The 237-nt window shown below is 73.0% G+C and carries 1 protein-coding gene; it reads right to left on the minus strand.

What is annotated here, in order from left to right:
- Positions 1–237: Ig-like domain-containing protein (locus SB719_RS22545; RefSeq protein ID WP_412160090.1), on the minus strand; the 237-nt coding region annotated here is incomplete at both ends.

Consider the following 237-nt stretch of genomic DNA (forward strand, 5'->3'; position numbering starts at 1 on the left):
GTGCCGCGCCGCCGCTCGCCACGAGGACGTGCGTGTAGGCCGTCCCGCCGACGGCCGCAGGTGGGGCAGTGGCGGCGAGTGCGACCGACGGCGCGGCGACCGTCACCGTGACCAGGGCAGGCGCGGTCGTGGTGTAGGCGTCGCTGGCGGTGTAGGTGAAGCTGTCGGCACCGGCATAGCCAGGCGCCGGTTGATAGCTGATCGTCGTGCCGCTGACACGCGCGATGCCATGCGTCG

The organism is Pantoea sp. SIMBA_079, assembly GCF_046940275.1.
In the GTDB taxonomy this organism is placed as follows: Bacteria; Pseudomonadota; Gammaproteobacteria; order Enterobacterales; family Enterobacteriaceae; genus Pantoea; species Pantoea borealis.